This is a genomic window from Mycobacterium gastri, assembly GCF_002102175.1.
Lineage (GTDB): Bacteria > Actinomycetota > Actinomycetes > Mycobacteriales > Mycobacteriaceae > Mycobacterium > Mycobacterium gastri.
In genome coordinates this window covers 51,292-66,714 of sequence record NZ_LQOX01000111.1, presented here as the reverse complement: position 1 = coordinate 66,714, position 15,423 = coordinate 51,292, and the positions used below count along the sequence as shown (strand labels likewise).

At 66.7% G+C, this 15,423-nt stretch carries 14 protein-coding genes, 1 pseudogene and 1 riboswitch; of the genes and pseudogenes, 6 read left to right on the top strand and 9 right to left on the bottom strand.

All coding sequences use genetic code 11. The features are described from left to right. Window positions 1-152: 152 nt before the first annotated feature. Together AWC07_RS14110 and AWC07_RS14105 are read right to left on the bottom strand one after the other, a co-directional pair. Window positions 153-1,802, bottom strand: coding sequence for a DNA repair helicase XPB (locus AWC07_RS14110; RefSeq protein WP_036410095.1), 1,650 nt, complete (start codon window positions 1,800-1,802; stop codon window positions 153-155). A gap of 43 nt (window positions 1,803-1,845) precedes the next feature. Next, a complete protein-coding gene (locus AWC07_RS14105) occupies window positions 1,846-4,110 on the bottom strand; it encodes a helicase-associated domain-containing protein (RefSeq protein WP_036410094.1) in 2,265 nt (754 codons plus the stop codon). Between the two features lie 72 nt (window positions 4,111-4,182). On the opposite strand from AWC07_RS14105, the gene AWC07_RS14100 reads away from it, so the two are divergent. Genes AWC07_RS14100 through AWC07_RS14085 form a run of 4 tightly spaced genes read left to right on the top strand, consistent with a single transcriptional unit; the run spans window position 4,183 to window position 5,789 of the window. Next, window positions 4,183-4,383, top strand: coding sequence for a hypothetical protein (locus tag AWC07_RS14100; RefSeq protein ID WP_099319423.1), 201 nt, complete (start codon window positions 4,183-4,185; stop codon window positions 4,381-4,383). Window positions 4,384-4,393: 10 nt separating this feature from the next. Continuing rightward, window positions 4,394-4,885 (top strand): cyclic pyranopterin monophosphate synthase MoaC, encoded by a 492-nt coding sequence (moaC, locus tag AWC07_RS14095; RefSeq protein ID WP_036410092.1) that lies wholly within the window; start codon window positions 4,394-4,396, stop codon window positions 4,883-4,885. Then, window positions 4,882-5,367: a MogA/MoaB family molybdenum cofactor biosynthesis protein gene (locus AWC07_RS14090; protein WP_036410091.1), complete on the top strand. Its 486-nt coding sequence runs from the start codon at window positions 4,882-4,884 to the stop codon at window positions 5,365-5,367. The genes moaC and AWC07_RS14090 overlap by 4 nt, the downstream gene beginning before the upstream one ends. Then, a complete protein-coding gene (locus AWC07_RS14085) occupies window positions 5,364-5,789 on the top strand; it encodes a molybdenum cofactor biosynthesis protein MoaE (protein ID WP_036410090.1) in 426 nt (141 codons plus the stop codon). The genes AWC07_RS14090 and AWC07_RS14085 overlap by 4 nt, the downstream gene beginning before the upstream one ends. A gap of 9 nt (window positions 5,790-5,798) precedes the next feature. Here AWC07_RS14085 and AWC07_RS14080 read toward each other — a convergent pair whose 3' ends face one another. The 4 genes from AWC07_RS14080 to AWC07_RS14065 form a co-directional block, all read right to left on the bottom strand. After that, window positions 5,799-6,773, bottom strand: a complete 975-nt coding sequence (locus tag AWC07_RS14080) for a transglycosylase family protein (RefSeq protein ID WP_085105110.1) — start codon at window positions 6,771-6,773, stop codon at window positions 5,799-5,801. A 9-nt stretch (window positions 6,774-6,782) separates the two neighbouring features. Next, window positions 6,783-7,002: riboswitch (cyclic di-AMP (ydaO/yuaA leader) on the bottom strand. A gap of 209 nt (window positions 7,003-7,211) precedes the next feature. Next, window positions 7,212-7,478: a MoaD/ThiS family protein gene (locus AWC07_RS14075; protein WP_036410088.1), complete on the bottom strand. Its 267-nt coding sequence runs from the start codon at window positions 7,476-7,478 to the stop codon at window positions 7,212-7,214. Window positions 7,479-7,494: 16 nt separating this feature from the next. Then, complete coding sequence (gene moaA / locus AWC07_RS14070; protein WP_036410087.1) at window positions 7,495-8,580, bottom strand: GTP 3',8-cyclase MoaA; 1,086 nt, start codon at window positions 8,578-8,580, stop codon at window positions 7,495-7,497. Beyond that, the gene (locus tag AWC07_RS14065) at window positions 8,577-8,981 is read right to left on the bottom strand and encodes a YccF domain-containing protein (RefSeq protein ID WP_036410086.1); all 405 of its coding nucleotides are present in this window, start codon (window positions 8,979-8,981) and stop codon (window positions 8,577-8,579) included. The genes moaA and AWC07_RS14065 overlap by 4 nt, the downstream gene beginning before the upstream one ends. 163 nt (window positions 8,982-9,144) lie before the next feature. On the opposite strand from AWC07_RS14065, the gene AWC07_RS14060 reads away from it, so the two are divergent. Further along, window positions 9,145-9,549, top strand: coding sequence for a cold-shock protein (locus AWC07_RS14060; protein WP_036410085.1), 405 nt, complete (start codon window positions 9,145-9,147; stop codon window positions 9,547-9,549). A gap of 79 nt (window positions 9,550-9,628) precedes the next feature. On the opposite strand, the pseudogene AWC07_RS27615 reads toward AWC07_RS14060, so the two are convergent. Beyond that, window positions 9,629-10,474 (bottom strand): annotated as a pseudogene (locus AWC07_RS27615) (transposase family protein). A 288-nt stretch (window positions 10,475-10,762) separates the two neighbouring features. Here AWC07_RS27615 and AWC07_RS14050 point away from each other — a divergent pair. Then, window positions 10,763-12,727 carry an acyl-CoA dehydrogenase family protein gene (locus AWC07_RS14050; protein ID WP_036410083.1) on the top strand — a complete coding sequence of 655 codons (1,965 nt, stop codon included), beginning with the start codon at window positions 10,763-10,765 and terminating at the stop codon, window positions 12,725-12,727. Between the two features lie 15 nt (window positions 12,728-12,742). On the opposite strand, the gene AWC07_RS14045 is transcribed toward AWC07_RS14050, so the two are convergent. Both AWC07_RS14045 and AWC07_RS14040 read right to left on the bottom strand, forming a co-directional pair. Next, window positions 12,743-14,209: an amino acid permease gene (locus tag AWC07_RS14045; RefSeq protein WP_051507810.1), complete on the bottom strand. Its 1,467-nt coding sequence runs from the start codon at window positions 14,207-14,209 to the stop codon at window positions 12,743-12,745. 4 nt (window positions 14,210-14,213) lie between these two features. Further along, window positions 14,214-15,401 carry a PPE family protein gene (locus tag AWC07_RS14040; protein WP_036410100.1) on the bottom strand — a complete coding sequence of 396 codons (1,188 nt, stop codon included), beginning with the start codon at window positions 15,399-15,401 and terminating at the stop codon, window positions 14,214-14,216. Window positions 15,402-15,423: the final 22 nt, after the last annotated feature.

The window sequence follows — 15,423 nt, the reverse complement described above, 5'->3', positions numbered from 1 at the left end:
CAACATCATCACACGCCACACCGCGCACAGCCGTCAGACACGACCAACAATGGACAGGTTATTCAGCGCGTTCCTAGGGGAAGGGGCGGTGATCCGGGTCGAGGGGCGGCTGACCGAGAACGACCCGGCGAAGATCCAGGTCGGCCAGGAGTCTAGATCGCCGGGCCCAACAGGTCGTCGGCGTCGCGGATGATGTAGCCGTAGCCCTGCTCGGCCAGGAACCGCTGCCGGTGCGCGGCGTATTCGGCGTCGAGGCTGTCGCGGGCCACCACCGAGTAGAAGATGGCGCCGCCGCCGTCCGACTTGGGCCGCAGCAGCCGGCCCAACCGCTGCGCCTCTTCCTGACGCGAACCGAAAGTGCCCGAGACCTGAACCGCCACAGAGGCTTCCGGCAAGTCGATGGAGAAGTTAGCCACCTTGGACACCACCAGCGTCGAGATCTCGCCGCGGCGAAAGGCGTCGAACAACGCCTCGCGTTCGGTGGTCCTCGTCGATCCTTGGATGACCGGAGCGTTCAGCTCGGTGCCCAGCTCCTCGAGCTGATCCAGGTAGGCGCCGATCACCAGGGTCTGCTCGCCGGGGTGTTTTTCCAGAATCGACTTGACCACAGCGATTTTGGTGTGCACGGTCGAACACAGCCGGTAGCGCTCCTCGGGCTCGGCCGTCGCGTACTGCATCCGCTCGTTGTCGGTCATCGTCACTCGGACTTCGACGCACTCCGCCGGTGCGATCCAGCCTTGGGCCTCAATGTCTTTCCAGGGCGCGTCATAGCGCTTCGGGCCGATCAGAGAGAACACGTCGCCCTCGCGGCCGTCTTCGCGGATCAACGTGGCGGTCAGCCCCAGTCGCCGCTTGGACTGCAGGTCGGCGGTCATCCGGAAGACCGGCGCCGGCAGCAGATGCACCTCGTCATAGATGATCAGCCCCCAGTCGCGGCTGTCGAAGAGTTCCAGATGCCGGTATTCGCCCTTGGTGCGACGGGTGATCATCTGGTACGTCGAAATGGTGACCGGCCGAATTTCCTTGCGCTCACCGGAGTATTCGCCGATCTCATCCTCGGTCAGCGAGGTGCGGGCGACCAGCTCGCGCTTCCACTGCCGCGCGGCCACGATGTTGGTGACCAGGATCAGGGTCGTGGCCTGAGCTTTGGCCATTGCGGCCGCGCCGACCAGGGTCTTGCCCGCGCCGCACGGCAGCACCACCACCCCGGAGCCGCCGGACCAGAACGAGTCGGTGGCCATCTGCTGGTAATCCCGCAGCTGCCAGCCGTCTTCGTGCAGACTGATCGGATGCGCCTCACCGTCCACGTAGCCGGCGAGATCTTCTGCGGGCCAACCGATCTTGAGCAGCAGCTGCTTGACCCTGCCTCGTTCGCTGGGGTGGACGACGACGGTGTCCTCGTCGATGCGAGCGCCGAGCATCGGTGCGATCTTCTTGTTGCGCAGCACTTCCTCGAGCACGGCACGGTCCAGGCTGAGCAGCGTGAGGCCGTGTGCGGGATTCTTGACCAGTTGCAGTCGCCCATAGCGGGCCATGGTGTCGACGATGTCGACCAGCAGCGGCTGCGGCACGGCGTAGCGGGAGAAACTGACCAGCGCATCGACGACCTGTTCGGCGTCGTGCCCGGCGGCGCGGGCATTCCACAACGCAAGCGGGGTGATCCGGTAGGTGTGCACATGCTCGGGTGCGCGTTCCAGCTCGGCGAACGGCGCGATCGCGGCGCGTGCGGCGCCGGCCAGCTCATGGTCGACTTCGAGCAGCACCGTCTTGTCGGACTGCACGATCAACGGCCCGTCGGTCACAAGCTCGCTCCGCGGCAATCGGGTGGTCGGGTCATGGGTTCCATTATCCGTCGTCGACCGACATCACCGAGGTGATGCGGTGGATAGCGAACTCACGCAGCTTCCCCGACGACGAGTCGAAGGCCACCAGCTGACCACCCCGGATGACGACCGGCGACACCACCCGCTGGGTAGCCACGCCGGCGGCGTCGAGGTAGCCGATCAACACCGTAGCCTCGTCCTTTATCGCGCGCTGCAGGAGCGACATCGCGACGGCCGGGTCGACGCGGATGTTGCCGAACGGCGCCGCCGTCACCTTCCGCAGCACCGCGACCACCGCGTGCAACGTCTCGCTGTTGGGCCGCGGAGCCGGGCGGTAGGGCCGGCGTTGGTTCGGCGCCGGTACCCGGGCGCCGCGCGGCCGGACGTCGACGATCGCGCCGGTGGAATCTTCAGCGGCCGGGGCGAAGCCCGCATTCCGCAAGGCGGCCAGCACCTCGGCGATGGGCGCGGGTGACACCGCCACCGTTGGCGCCAGAGCCCGCAGCTGCAGGTCCCCGGCCGCGGCCACGGCCTGGGCCAGCAGTGCGGGGTCCTCACACCGCACGAACGACGCGGCCATGCCGATTCGGAGTTGCCCGTGACGGCGTGCTACATCGTCGATCAGGTAGGTAAGTCCCTGCGGCACCGGCGTTTTGGAGTGGCTGGCGAAAAACCCGTGCATCCAGTCGCGGGTCTTGCCGACGTCGAGCGCATGCCGGACGGACTGCTCGCTGACCCGGTACACCATTGCCGCGCCGGCCGATTCGACGGTGGCCACCGTGGCCAGCTGATCGGCGAGCTCGCGGTGCAGCGGGCCTGGTGCCACGACGGTCAGATCGGCCTGGACCAGGAAGTGGTCGATCGGTTTGGGCAGCGCCCGCGTCATCGCCTCGATCACGACGGCGGGATCCCCGGCGTCGCGCAGCGCGCGGCCGGGCGCGCTGAGAGCTCCACGACCCACCAGGCCCAGCGTGTGGGCTTCATTGAGCAGATCCGCGACCGGTCCGGGCTGTAACCGTCGGGCCCAGCGCGGGCGTCGCCAGATCAAGGCAGCGGAGGCTGTTGCCGCATCGACACCAGCGCCGGCCGGCAGCTCGGCGAGCATGTCCAGCAGCAGCCGGCGATCCAGCGGCGCCGCCGTCGAAAACAACGAATCGCTCAGGGCGCCATACGGTTTGGCATCCGGGCCGCGGCTCCCGATCAGCGCTGGCCGGCCCGGCAGGTCGAGCCAGGTCTGCGCCAACAGGTGCCAACGCTCGGCAGCCGACATGGCGGTGAACCGGTCGGCGGCCGGCGTCGGCGCCCAATACGGTCCTTCACCGTGGGACGGTAGGGGCTCGGGCATGCCGCTGGCGATGAGTCCGGCGGCGGCCACCACCTCGAGGATCAGACCCAGCCGCGGTTCGTCGATGCCGGTCGTCTTGGCCAGGCGCTTGATCTCACGCACGCCGAGCCCACCGCTGCGCAACTCGGGAACCGGTGTGGCGCTAAGGTTCTGCAGCAGTAGGTCGATTTCCCGCAGCAGGTCGACGACGGCTCCGGCGGCCGCAGCGTCAACGTCACCGGCCGTCGTGGTAGACACCACCGGATCCGGGGTGCTCAGCCGCATCGGACCGGGTTCCTCACCGCGCAGCACCTGGCCGACTTGGCGGGGCAAGATCACTGTGTCGGCGTCAACACGCCGCAGCAGCCCCGCGGCCAGCAACCGGGGCACCGGGCGGTCCGGCGGGGCGCCGGGTGCGGCGTCGCGAGTGCGCCCCATCGGCGATCCTTCGAGGAGTTTCTCCAGCACCTCGCGCCGGGCCTCGTCGAGCCCGGCGATCAACTCGGCAATCTGCTCGCCGGTGCGCGTGCCGTCTTCGAGAGTGACTTGTCCCGGGTGCCACGGCAGCGCCGTGCCGGTGTCGGCGGCGACTCGCACCGCGCTGTCGCCCCAGACCAGGGCGCGTTTCTTGAGGTCGGCCAGCGCATCGGTCACGTCGGCTTCGCCAGCGCGGTCGCCGATCAACGACAGCAGCTTTGCGATCGGCAAGGGCGCGGTGTCGGCTTGCAGCACCAGCAGGGCATCCAGGACGGCCAGCCGCAGGAAGTCGAGATCGTCGGTGGCGGCCTTGACCGACTGCCGGGCCTGCGCGCGCGCGGCGAGCGCGGCGATGCTGCCAGGTGGCGGCTGCGCCAGATCCGGCCGAAACTCCAGCAGCTCGATCAGCTGCTCGTCGGATAGGTCGGCCAGCCAGGACCCCAGCGGGATCTCCGGGGTGTGTTCGGTCGGGGCTTGCTCAGGCATTGCTGATCAGCGTAGGCCCGACCCCGCAACCTTGCGCCGCGAGCGGGAGGAAGACCTGTCAGAATGGATGCCGTGGCTGACAATGCTGACGGCAATGCGCGCAAGACCAAGTACGTGGACAACGGCTGGCCGACCACCGACCCGGACGACCATGCGGTAAGCGAACTGGTGACCGACCGCACGGGTGCGTTGTCACCCTTCGGCGAGTTGGCGTTCCCGCTGCCCGCCGACGACCTGCCGTACGTCCACCCGGTGACCGTCGTCAACAGGTAGGACTCCGCCGATGGCCGAAGCGGCCGATTTCCACTCGGGCGGACTGTCGCACCTGGACGAGCGGGGAGCCGCGCACATGGTCGACGTGACCGAGAAGTCGGCCACCCGGCGCACCGCCGTCGCAGCCGGCGCGTTACGCACCTCGGCGGAGGTGGTGGCGCTGATCTCCACCGGCGGTCTGCCCAAAGGTGACGCGCTGGCTACGGCACGGGTGGCGGGCATCATGGCGGCCAAGCGCACCAGCGACCTTGTTCCGCTGTGCCATCAGCTCGCGCTCACCGGTGTCGACGTGGACTTCACCGTCGGCGAGTCCGACGTCGAGATCACCGCAACGGTTCGCAGCACCGATCGAACGGGGGTCGAGATGGAGGCGCTGACCGCGGTGAGCGTCGCGGCTCTTACGCTCTACGACATGATCAAGGCGGTGGACCCGGCGGCCCGCATCGATGACATCCGGGTGCTGCGCAAAGAGGGCGGCCGTAGCGGAAGCTGGCAGCGGTGACCGGCGCGCGGTCTGCCCGGGTGATCATCGCGTCGACCCGTGCATCGTCGGGCGTCTACACCGATGAGTGCGGTCCCATCGTCACCGAATGGCTGGCGCAGCGGGGTTTTTCGCCCGTCGAGTCGGAGGTGGTCGCCGACGGGAATCCGGTCGGCGAGGCGCTGCAGAACGCCGTCGAGGCGAGGGTCGACCTGATCATCACGTCCGGCGGCACCGGCATTTCGCCGACCGACACCACCCCGGAACAGACCGTGGCGGTGCTGGATTTCGTCATTCCAGGGTTGGCCGACGCGATCCGTCGCTCGGGTCTGCCGAAGGTTCCGACGTCGGTGTTGTCGCGGGGGGTGTGCGGCGTCGCCGGCCAATCGTTGATCGTCAACCTGCCGGGTTCACCCGGCGGGGTTCGCGACGGGCTCAGCGTGCTCGCCGACGTGGTGGATCATGCACTCGATCAACTCGCCGGCCAAGATCACCGGCGATGACGCTGGTCCTGCGCGCCTCGCTGACCGACCAGCCGATCCATCTGGCCGAGCATGAGGATCTGGTGAGCCATCCAGCGGCCGGAGCCGTCGTCGGGTTCGTCGGCGTGGTCCGCAACCACGATGGCGGACGGCACGTGGTGCGGCTGGAGTATTCGGCGCACCCGTCGGCTGCCCAGGTTCTTGCCGACGTGGTAGCCGAGGTCGCGAAGAACGCCACCGGGGTGCGTGCGGTGGCGGCCAGTCACCGCATCGGTGTCCTAGCGGTCGGGGAGGCGGCCCTGGTGGCCGCCGTCGCCGCCGATCATCGACAGGCCGCGTTCGCCACCTGCGCGCAGCTGGTGGACTCCATCAAGGAGCGGCTACCGGTATGGAAGCACCAGTTCTTCGGCGATGGCTCCGAACAATGGGTGGGCTCGGCCTGAGCCCGTGTCTCAGGCTATGACAGTCGGTTGGGCGAGCGCGTCCAGCGCGTCGTTGCCGCTGACGTTTTGTCCCACGATCGCCTGCCAGAGCTTCTTGGTGTAGGCGACGTCGGAGACCTGGTGGATTTCCACCGGTGCGTTGGCTGCGTCGGCAGGCGCTGGCGCGTCGGCCGGGTCGGTCAGCGGCAATCCTGCCTCCAGGACTGCCGGGGTTTCCGGCGCAGCCGGAACCGCCTCCGGAGCGGGAGCCAGGTCGGCCGGAGCCGGGGGCAGGTCAGCCGGGGCGGGAGCCAGGTCAGCCGGGGCGGGAGCTAGGTCGGCCGGAGCCGGGGGCAGGTCAGCCGGGGCGGGAGCCAGGTCGGCCGGAGCCGGTGGCAGGTCAGCGGGAGCCGGGGGAAGGTCGGCAGGTGCCGGGGGCAGGTCGGCTGGAGCCGTCAGCTCGGCAGGAGCCTGAGGAGCCGGCAGTTCGTTACCGGCGAACTGCACCTGCGGGGCCGGGTCGACCGGCTGTGCAACGTCCGCGGGGGGTGGGGCGTCGGCCAGCGGGGCCGGCTCGCCGTTGACATCCGGCGCATCGACGGGCGCGTCCATCGCCGCCGGAGCAGGAACGTCGCGGGGAGTGGCAGACGACAGCCCGTGACCGCACACCGGCCAGGCACCGCGGCCCTGGGTGGCCAGCACCCGCTCGGCGACCGCGATCTGCTGTTCCCGGGTGGCCAGTTGGGCCGACGGGGCGAACTCGCCGCCGCCGTGGGATGCCCAGGTGCCTGGGGTGAACTGCACGCCGCCGTAGTAGCCGTTGCCGGTATTGATCGCCCAGTTGCCGCCGGACTCGCAACGGGCCACCTGATCCCATTCCCAGTCGGTGGCCGCGGCCGCATGACCGGCCATGGCGATGCCGCCGCCGCCGAGAACCGCGCCAGTGAAGGCGACTTTGGCGACGCTGACGCTAGATGTGGTGGGCTTACGGTGACGTCCACTCATACGCTCGGTGATTCCTCTCTGTACACGCCTACGAGGTCAGCTGTCGGGTTCGGGTTGGTTCAAAACCAGAGAGGCCACCCGGCCAGCGTCGTACTCCGGTGAGACGACGTCGGCTTCACCCCAAGGGCCGTAACGGCCCCGGTCCGATCTCGGCGGACCCGGTGGGTCCCCCGCCTCCATCCGCTGTCGGAATCCCTCACCTACTGGATGGAGCTCGGCGCGTGGTAGGCAGGGTGGGCAAGTCAGTGGTTCGTTGACGAGCCTTCGGAGACGGTAGCGGTTTCAGACGATCTCGTCACGTGTGAGGTGGACCGGCGTTTTGCTCACAGAACCCGGCCAAAACCCCAGGAAGCGCGCCTATTTGCGCAGGTCATAACACTCGACACCGCGCCGTGTCCGGCTTGTTATCGTTCCGTTACGTGACATTTCTCACAGGGATCAGCCGCCGGCGAACGGGGGGAGTACGTCAAGTGTGTCGCCGGAGGATAACGGTGTGGCGTCGTCTCGGACGGCAATTCCGTCGCACAGGTAGGAGCATCGGCCCAACACCGTTGCCAGCTGGGCGCTGCGCGCGGCCAGGCCGTCGACCAATTCGGCCACCGTGGCGCCGGGCCGCAACGTAACTGTTTCCGACTCGATACCGGTGGCCGCCCGCGCCGCCGCGAAGTAGCGGACGGTCACGTGAATCCCGGTGGCATGGCCCATCGAGTTAGCCGTCGAGTCAGCCACCGATGGCGCTCATCGGACGGTCGGGCTGCACGAAATCCGGATCGTTGATGCCGTGGCCGGCCGGCTTGCGCCACATCGCGATTCGCCATGCCCGCTCGATCGCGTCATCGTCGGCGCCACTGCGCAGCAGGCCGCGCAGGTCGGTCTCCTCGCCGGAGAACAGGCAGCTGCGGATCTGGCCGTCGGCGGTAAGCCGGGTGCGGTCGCAAGTCGAGCAGAACGCGTGCGAGACCGAGGCGATGACCCCGAATTTGCCGGCCGGTGTGTCAGGGCCCGAGTCGGCCAGCCAGAGCTCGGCCGGGGCCGAACCTCGCGGGGCCGGGTCGGGCCGCAGCCGGAAGTGCGGCCGCAGCGCTGCCAGCACATCGTCGGCGCTCAGCGCGGCGTCGCGGCGCCATTGGTGCCCCGCGTCGAGTGGCATCTGCTCGATGACTCGCAACTGGTAGCCGTGTTCCAGGCAGTAGCTCAGCAGCTCGACGACATCTTTGCGGCCGGTGGCTGGGTCGAGCACGGCGTTCACCTTGACCGGGGTCAGGCCCGCACTCTTGGCGGCGGCCAGGCCTTCCAGCACGTCGGTGAGCCGGTCCCGACGGGTGATGGCCGCGAAGTTGACGCGGTCCACGCTGTCCAGCGAGACGTTCACCCGGTCCAGGCCGGCATCGGCCAAAGCGGCCGCCCGTCGGGCCAGCCCGACGCCGTTGGTGGTCAACGAGATCTCCGGACGAGGCCGCAGGCCGGCCGTTACGGCGACGACCTCTTCTAGGTGACGGGCCAACAGCGGCTCGCCGCCGGTGAACCGCACGCTGGTGACGCCTAGCCGGGTGACGGCGAGATGGATCAGCCTGCGCAGCTCCTCAGGTCGCAGCAGTTGCTCCCCGGGCAGCCAGTCCAGGCCCTGCGCCGGCATGCAATAGTTGCACCGCAGATTGCAGCGATCGGTCAGCGAAACCCGTAAATCGGTTGCGACCCGGCCGAAGCTGTCCAGCAAAGGACCGTCCATGGGGGCGGCGTCCGGGGGGGGCGCGGGCTCCGGCAACCTGCCACGCACCGTCGGAACGCCCAGCGCCGTCACCGTCATGCGGTCACGCGTTCGATTCGAGCCGGCGCACCGACGGGGACGATTTCTTTGCCCAACGGCACCAACGACACCGGGATCAGTTTGAGATTGGCCAGGGCCAGCGGAATGCCGATGATGGTGGCTGCCATCGCCACCGCGCTGACCACATGCCCGATTGCCAGCCAGATGCCGAACAGCAGCACCCAGATGACGTTGCCGAGCAGGGCGCCGGTCCCGGCGCTCGGCTTGTCGACGATTGTCCTGCCGAACGGCCACAACGCGTAGGACGCGATGCGCAGGGCCGCGAAGCCGAACGGGATGGTGACGATCAGCAGGAAGCAGACCAACGCCGCGACCAGGTATCCGATGGCCAGCCACAGGCCACCGAATACCAGCCAGATAACGTTCAGGATCAGGCGCATATCTCCTCCAGCGGTTATCCCAGCCTACTGGGTACGCGGTAAACACGGATGCTCGGCGGGCGACGATCCGAGTAGGATCTGAGATCGTCATCGCGTCCTGCGCATGCGGGGCGCGTCTTGGTGTGGAAAACCCAGTGATCCGTCAGACAAGCAGGTGAGAGCAGTGCCGACCGGCAAGGTGAAGTGGTACGACTCCGAAAAGGGGTTCGGCTTCCTGTCGCAGGAGGACGGCGAGGACGTCTACGTCCGTTCCTCGGCGTTGCCGGCGGGTGTCGAGGGACTCAAAGCGGGGCAACGCGTGGAGTTCGGTATCGCATCCGGGCGGCGCGGACCGCAGGCGCTGAGCCTCAAGCTGATCGACCCGCCTCCGAGCCTTTCCCGCACCCGGCGGGAGGTGGTCGAGCACAAGCACAGTCCCGACGAACTGCACGGCATGGTCGAGGACATGATCACCTTGCTGGAGAGCACGGTGCAGCCCGAGTTGCGTAAGGGCCGCTACCCCGATCGCAAGACGGCTCGGCGGGTCTCCGAGGTGGTCAAGGCGGTGGCGCGGGAGTTGGACGCCTAGTTGAGTAGTTCCCAGCCTTGGTTAGTGGTGGTAGGCGATCTAGTGGCCTCTTGACTGGGTTGTTGATCTTCCCGTTGTGTCAGATCGCAGCGGCAAGTGCGAGCAGGCGTTGGGCGACGCGGACGTGGCCGCCGTGCAGTGTGGGCCCGCCATGTCGTTCGAGATTGTGCTGATGCTTGTAGGTGTCGTAGACGGCTTGGGTCTGTGGGCGCATGCCGGCGAGGTTGCCGTAGCGGCGTTGTTTTTCGTCCTTGCGGTCGGGGCGCACCAGCGGCACGTTCAGCGGGTCGGCGCAGTGGCGTTGCAACTCGGTGCTGGGTAGGCCCTTGTCGGTCAGCGCAATCATCTTCTCGCGCAGCGCGCCGAGGTCTCGGGTGTGCGCGAAAGGCTCTGCGGCGACTTCTCGTTCGCCGTTTTTGGGGTCGGCCAGACACCACGCGACGGGCCTGCCGTCGGCGGTGGTGATCAGATACAGCTTCACCCCCCAGAACCAGCGGCAGTGCGCGGCGCAGTACCCGTAGTTGGCGAAACCGGCCAGTTCGAAGCGTTTCGCGGTCTCCCGCGGCGCATCGCACGGCACTGGGGTGCCGTCGATCAGGCCTAGATCGTCGGCCCATGACAGACCACTGGGTGGCCAGGTACAGCGTGGCCTTGCCAATAGCGGTGTCGCAGCCTTGACCGGCTTGTGGTATCCGGGCTGTTTCGGCAGGTAGGGAAGTAGGTGCCCGAGTCGGCCGTAACACATTTGCGGCCAGGGGTGTTCGCTGCGGGCGCTGAGTGCAGCGCCTGAGTCACGGCCAGGCGCACCAGCTCCGGCGTCGGTCGATTGCTTCGGCCGCCGGGCGCGCCGCCGGTCGGGGTGCACCACGTGGTCATCGATCGTCACAGACAGTTCGGTCAGCAGGGCATCGAGGTCTGTCTTCACAACTGCCCATCGGTGTCCTTCAGCCACATCCCTCACAAGCCGCCACGCCGAGAGTGCAACCACGGCGGCACCGCCCGGCGTGTCGCCGCCGCCAGTGCACGCTCGACGCAGCCGGTGCACACTCGATGAGCAGTTGGGAATAACTCAACTAGGAGCGCGGGGCTGCGCTGGGCGATCGCACAGCTTTTGCCGAGGCCGGTAAGGGTCATTCGGACCGTCTGTCGTCGTACTATCGGGCAGGAACCGGGTAATCAACCCCCATGTCGGTTCATCAGCGAGGAGGCCGCGATGGCGCAGCAAGTGCAAGTCACCGAACAGCAGGCGAGAGCGCTTGCCGAAGAATCGCGCGAAAGTGGTTGGGAGAAGCCATCTTTCGCCAAAGAGATTTTTCTCGGCCGCTTCCCGCTCGAACTCATTCACCCGTTTCCGAAACCCTCGGAAACCGAAGAGGCCCGCATCGAGGCGTTCCTGGGCCAGTTGCGGGAATTCCTCACCACCGTCGACGGCAGCGTGATCGAGCGTGATGCCCAGATTCCCGACGAATATGTGAAGGGCTTGGCCGAGCTGGGTTGTTTCGGCATGAAAATCCCGGCCGAATATGGCGGATTGAACATGTCGCAAGTCGCCTATAACCGCGCGCTGATGATGGCATCGACGGTTCATCCGAGCCTGGGCGCACTGCTGTCGGCCCATCAGTCGATCGGGGTGCCCGAGCCGTTGAAGCTGGCCGGGAGCCCGGAGCAGAAGCGGAAGTTCTTGCCGCGGTGCGCCGCTGGCGCCCTGTCCGCTTTCCTGCTCACCGAGCCCGACGTGGGCTCGGACCCGGCGCGCCTGGCCGCAACGGCTACACCGGTCGAAGACGGCAAGGCTTACGAACTCGAGGGCCTCAAACTGTGGACCACCAACGGTGTGGTCGCCGAACTGCTGGTCGTCATGGCGCGGGTTCCGAAGAGCGAGGGGCATCGGGGCGGCATCAGCGCGTTCGTCGTCGAGGCCGACTCACCCGGGATCACTGTGGAGCGGCGCAACAAGTTCATGGGGCTGCGCGGTATCGAGAACGGCGTCACCAGGCTGCACCGCGTGCGGGTCCCCGCCGAAAATCTGATCGGTCGGGAGGGGGACGGTCTGAAGATCGCGCTGACCACACTCAACGCCGGACGGCTGGCGATACCGGCGATGGTGACCGGATCGTGCAAATGGTCGCTGAAGATAGCGCGTGAATGGTCCCGTGAGCGGGTGCAGTGGGGCAAACCGGTTGGCAAACACGAAGCGGTGGCCGGCAAGGTCGCATTCATCGCCGCCACCACCTACGCGCTGGACGCGGTGGTCGAGCTGTCTGGTCAGATGGCAGACGAGGGTCGCAACGACATTCGGATCGAGGCGGCGCTGGCCAAGTTGTGGTCAAGTGAGATGACCTGTCGGATTGCCGACGAGCTGTTGCAGATACGGGGCGGGAGAGGGTACGAGACCGCCGAGTCGCTGGCGGCGCGAGGTGAGCGCGCGGCACCAGTGGAGCAGTCGCTGCGGGACATGCGGATCAACCGCATCTTCGAGGGATCGAGTGAGATCATGCGGCTGCTCATCGCCCGGGAGGCGGTAGACGCTCACCTAACCGCCGCCGGTGATCTCGCCAAAGCCGACGCCGATCTGCGCCAGAAGGCCGCAGCTGCGGTCGGCGCAAGCGGGTTCTACGCAAAGTGGTTGCCGCAGCTCGTATTCGGTGAGGGGCAGCGGCCCACGGCATATCAGGAGTTTGGCCCGCTGGCGTCGCATCTGCGATTCGTCGAACGCTCCACGCGCAAGCTGGCGCGCAACACGTTCTACGGCATGGCACGCTGGCAGGCCAGGCTGGAGCAGAAGCAAGGGTTCCTCGGGCGCATCGTCGATATCGGTGCAGAGCTGTTCGCCATGTCCGCGGCATGCGTTCGGGCCGAGGCCCAGCGGGTTGCTGATCCGGTCGTCGGTCACCAGGCGTACGAGCTGGCCGAAATCTTCTGTGAGCAAGCGACCCTTCGCGTCGAGGCGCTGTTCCACGCATTGTGGGCCAACACCGACAGCAGCGACGTTCGCCTGACCAACGATGTGCTGGACGGCCGCTACACCTGGCTGGAGCAGGGGATCATCGATCAGTCGGAGGGAACCGGACCGTGGATTGCCCAATGGGAGCCGGGGCCGTCCACCGAAACCGATGTGGCACGGCGAATTTCGACAGTGTCGTCGTCCGAAGCTCTCGGGCGAACGCAGAGCGCCTGAGTCCCGCTGAGAAGCTCAGCATCGAATCGGCTCTAGGTTGGCTTGAAATCGGCGGTATCGTTCGGCGCGGCCAGGCCGGCGCCGGACGACCAGCCAACCGGCCGCTAGGAGCATGAGCCACAACGGAAACCACGCCAATGCGACCAATGTTTCGGGGTTTGTGGTGAGCGTCCAGAGCACGAATACGAAGAAAGCCAGCACGGCCCAACACATCAACACGCCACCGGGCATCTGGTAGTCCGAGGTCGAATGACGCTGTGGGTGTCGGCGGCGATAGGCAAGGTAGCTGACGATGACCATTGCCCAGACGAACATGAACAGCAACGACGAGATGGTCGTGATGAGGGTAAAAGCGCCGATCACCGAACCGCCGGCGTAAAGCAGCGGGATGGCGGTGAGCAGTAGCACGGCGGTCAGCAGCAGCGCCGGCGCCGGTACGCCGCCGCGATTCAGTTTGCCGAAAATCGCTGGGGCGCTACCTTCGTCGGCCAGCCCGAACAGCATTCGTCCGGTAGAGAACACCCCGGAGTTGGCCGCGGAGGTGGCTGAGGTGGCGACGACGAAGTTGACCACCGATGCTGCTGCGGCGACTCCGGCAAGGGAGAACATCACCACGAAGGGGGACTGGCCGCTGCTGAACTGCCGCCAGGGGACGACGGCCAGGATTGCCAGCAGTGCGCCGATGTAGAAGATCGCTACGCGCAGCGGGACCGCATTGATCGCGCGGGGCAGGGTTCGTGCCGGGTTGGCTGTCTCGCCTGCGGCGGCGCCGACGAGTTCCACACCGATGTAGGCAAAGAACGCTATCTGGAAGCCACTGACCAGACCCATGAAGCCGGTGGCAAAGAACCCGCCGTCATTCCAGAGATTGGCGATCTCGGCCCGGGCACCGTGCGGAGAAACGTAATGTGTGGCGACCAGGATCACGGCGAGAACAATCAGGCAGCCGATCGCGGCCACCTTGATCAACGCGAACCAGAACTCGATCTCCCCGAAGCTGCTGACGCTGAACAAGTTGCAGCCCAAGATCAATGAAACCGTGAACACAACCGGTAGCCAGACCGGTATGTCGGGCCACCAGAATTTCGAATATCCGGTGATCGCCACCAAATCGGCGACACCGGTGACGATCCATGCCAACCAGTACGACCAACCCACGAAGAATCCCGCCGCCGGCCCTAACAGGTCAGCCGCGCAATCGACAAACGACTTGTAGTTCAGGTTGGAAAGAAGCAATTCTCCCATCGCCCGCAGAACGAAAAACACGAAGAACCCGATAACCCCGTACACCACCACAACCGCCGGACCGGCCAGCGAGATCGTTCGTCCGGAACCCATGAACAGACCGGTGCCGATGGCGCCGCCGATCGCGATCAACTGAATATGCCGGTTGGCAAGACCTCGATGCAGTTGTGCGGCATCGGCGGCGGCAACCCGGCCGACGATCGGTGAAGTCTTCGGCACAGCAGTGCTTTTCGTCATTGCACTAACCCGCAAACGGTGGCCGCAGCATCACCTTGGGACGAAAACCGTATCGGGGAGCGCTGCCTGCCGCGTTGACTCCTGGGGCGGCTAGCGGCATGCCGCCGAGCATGTTGCTGCTTTCCGAAGCGGCCTCGGGCAAGGCGATATTGCTGACCAAGGGCGCCGATACCGAACCTACCGACGGAGCTGGTGCCGGGCCGGTCGCCGACCAACTGGGCGGTACCGATAACTTGCCGACGGCCGGCGCATTACCCATACCCGCGGCTATCGGTGCTCCGCGGCCCAGCGTCCCCGCTGCATCGGTCGCGGCGGCGCCGGCGGAAGCCGCCGCTGCACCTACGTCCGGACCGATCGCTCCGACGGCTCTTGCCGTGGAAGCAAGGCTGTTGGTGATACCGATCCCGAAATAGGGCAGGCCCGTGACGTTGTACCAGGTACCGGTCAACGGAGAAATCAGGTTCAGGAAATCTTCTAGCCACACCACCCATGTGGGTGGCGTCGGGGCCGCTCCGGCGGAAGCCAATAGGGACGAGAGTGGCGTGGCCAGATCCAGCAAGGCGTTCGGTGCTTGAGAAACCAGCTTCGACAGCAGGTTCTGTATCCCTCCAGCTGCGGTGCCGGCGGCCTTCGCGACGGCGGCGCCTTGCAAGGCCGAAGCGGACGGGCTGGTGGTCTGCGTTGGCGACATGAACGGCGTGAGTCGGGCGGCATTCGCTGAAGCGGCGGCATACACATACATGGCCGTCGCATCCTGAGTCCACATGTCGCCGTACTCGGCTTCAAGAAGCGCGATCCGCGCGGTGTTTTGGCCAAAGACGTTGGTCGAGGTCAGCGAGGCCACCTGGGAGCGATTGGCCGCAACCAGCGGCGGGGGAACGACTGCCGCTACCGCGGCCTCGTAGGCGGCGACCACCATGCGTGCCTTGGTGGCAGCTTGATCAGCCTGTGCCGCAGTGCTTCTGATCCACGCCAGGTGCGGTTGGACCGCATCGGCCATTGACGTCGCCGCCGGGCCGATCCAGTCCTCGCTCTGCAGTCTGTTCACTACTGTCTCGTAATCGTCTGCGGTACAGGTTAATTCGGCAGCTAATCCGCTCCACGCCGACGCAGCGGCCAACATCGGCGCTGACCCCGGGCCGGAATACATTCGGATTGAGTTGACCTCTGGCGGTAAAACGCCAAAATCAATCATCGCTCTGAACTCCTTACGT

Bases quoted from the DNA above. Each gene is read 5' to 3' on its own strand.
- AWC07_RS14075 (WP_036410088.1), bottom strand. From the start codon at position 7,478: ATGGGCCATGCCACCGGGATTCACGTGACCGTCCGCTACTTCGCGGCG.
- moaC (WP_036410092.1), top strand. From the start codon at position 4,394: ATGGCCGAAGCGGCCGATTTCCACTCGGGCGGACTGTCGCACCTGGAC.
- AWC07_RS14065 (WP_036410086.1), bottom strand. From the start codon at position 8,981: ATGCGCCTGATCCTGAACGTTATCTGGCTGGTATTCGGTGGCCTGTGG.
- moaA (WP_036410087.1), bottom strand. From the start codon at position 8,580: ATGACGGTGACGGCGCTGGGCGTTCCGACGGTGCGTGGCAGGTTGCCG.
- AWC07_RS14105 (WP_036410094.1), bottom strand. From the start codon at position 4,110: ATGCCTGAGCAAGCCCCGACCGAACACACCCCGGAGATCCCGCTGGGG.
- AWC07_RS14080 (WP_085105110.1), bottom strand. From the start codon at position 6,773: ATGAGTGGACGTCACCGTAAGCCCACCACATCTAGCGTCAGCGTCGCC.
- AWC07_RS14050 (WP_036410083.1), top strand. From the start codon at position 10,763: ATGGCGCAGCAAGTGCAAGTCACCGAACAGCAGGCGAGAGCGCTTGCC.
- AWC07_RS14085 (WP_036410090.1), top strand. From the start codon at position 5,364: ATGACGCTGGTCCTGCGCGCCTCGCTGACCGACCAGCCGATCCATCTG.
- AWC07_RS14045 (WP_051507810.1), bottom strand. From the start codon at position 14,209: ATGACGAAAAGCACTGCTGTGCCGAAGACTTCACCGATCGTCGGCCGG.